Source organism: Dietzia sp. DQ11-44 (assembly GCF_014145205.1).
GTDB classification, from domain to species: domain Bacteria; phylum Actinomycetota; class Actinomycetes; order Mycobacteriales; family Mycobacteriaceae; genus Dietzia; species Dietzia natronolimnaea.
In genome coordinates, this window is record NZ_JAALEC010000303.1 from 1 (window position 1) to 1,691 (window position 1,691).

Annotated in this window: 2 protein-coding genes; both read right to left on the reverse strand. The window is 67.9% G+C overall.

The features are described from left to right. Positions 1 to 3 precede the first annotated feature (3 nt). Complete coding sequence (locus G6018_RS08425; protein ID WP_182616309.1) at positions 4 to 435, reverse strand: phage holin family protein; 432 nt, start codon at positions 433 to 435, stop codon at positions 4 to 6. A gap of 6 nt (positions 436 to 441) precedes the next feature. Beyond that, the coding region (locus G6018_RS08430; RefSeq protein WP_182616311.1) for an aminotransferase class III-fold pyridoxal phosphate-dependent enzyme at positions 442 to 1,691 on the reverse strand (1,250 nt) is incomplete at its 5' end.

Below are 1,691 nucleotides of genomic sequence, written 5' to 3' on the forward strand. Positions count from 1 at the left end.
ACCTCAGTCCCGGGCGCGCGTGGGGAGCACCATGCCCAGCACCCAGTTGACCAGGCCGATCACGATCGCCCCGAAGAACGCCGCCCAGAACCCGCTCACCAGGTACTCGGCACCGAACAGCTGGAACGTCGTGGTGACCCAGCTGGTGAGCATGAGCATCAGCGCGTTGATCACCAGCAGGAACAGCCCCAGCGTGAGGATGGTCAGCGGCAGCGACAGCAGCTGCACGATCGGCTTGATCACCGCGTTGATCAGCGTGAACACCACGGCCACGATGAGCAGCGCCGCGATAGTCGGCACGCTCACCTCATTGTCGATGGCGCCGGCGTCAATGTCGGCGACACCCGCGGTCTCGTACAGGGAGATCCCCGGCACGATCAGAGTCGCCACCCACAGGGCGACGGCGTTGACGATCAGGCCCAGTATCAGCGCCATGTCCGGTCAGCTCCCCACATAGGAATCGGCCACATCGAGTGCGCGGTCGAAGATATCGAGCCCCGCGTTCGCCTCGTCGGCCGTGATGATGCAGGGCGGAACGATGTGGAATCGGTTGTAATTCATGAACAACAGCACGCCGTCGGACTTGGCGGCGGCGAAGGTCCTGGCCATGGCCTCCGATGTCCCACCGTAGGGGGCGAGGGGCTCGCGTGTCTCGCGGTCGGCCACCATCTCCACGGCCCAGAACACTCCCAGGCCGCGGACCTCGCCGATCGACGGGTGCGTCCGTGCGAGCTCGCGCAGGCGCGGGCCGATCACGTCCTCGCCGATCGTGCGGGCGTTCTCGACGATCTTCTCGTCACGCATCAGGTTGATCGTGGCCACCACGGAGGCGCAGGCCAGCGGGTGCCCGGCGTAGGTCAGGCCACCGGTGTAGGGGGTGGTCTCGAAGGAGGCGGCGATCCGGTCGTGCAGGATCACCCCGCCCAGGGGGACGTAGCCGGAGTTGGAACCCTTGGCAAAGGTGATGAGGTCGGGGGCCCAGTCGTCGTCTCCGGACCGGAAGTTGTCCAGGGCCAGCCAGGCGCCGGTGCGCCCGAAGCCGGACATGACCTCGTCACAGATCATGACGATCCCGTACTTGTCGCAGATCTCCCGCACACCGCGCAGGTAGTCGGCCGGCGGCACCATGATCCCGACCGTGCCGGGCACCGACTCGATGATCAGGGCCGCGAAGTGGTCCGGGCCCTCCAGCGCGATGAGCGAGTCCAGGTGCTCGAGCGCGCGGTCGCACTCCTGCTTCTCGTTCTCGGCGTAGAACTGCGACCGGTACAGGTAGGGCGCGTGGAAGTGCACGGCGCCGGTGTTGCCGTGGTCGTTGGCCCAGCGGCGGGCGTCACCGGTGAGGTTCATCGAGGTGGTGGTGGCGCCGTGGTAGCTGCGGAACGCCGAGAGGGTCTTGTGCCGACCGGTGTGGCGGCGCGCCATGCGGACGGCGTGCTCGACGGCCTCGGTGCCGGCGTTGGTGAAGAACACGCGGTTCATGCCGGCGGGTGCGACCTCGGCGACCAGCCGGGCGGCCTCGGCGCGGGCGGCGTTGGCGTGCGCGGGGTTGATGGTGCACAGCTCGGCGGCCTGGTCCTGGATCGCCTTGACCACCACGGGGTGCTGGTGGCCGATGTTGGTGTTGACCAGCTGGGAGGTGAAGTCGAGCAGGCGGTTGCCGTCGCCGTCGGTGAGGTGGCAGCCCTCTG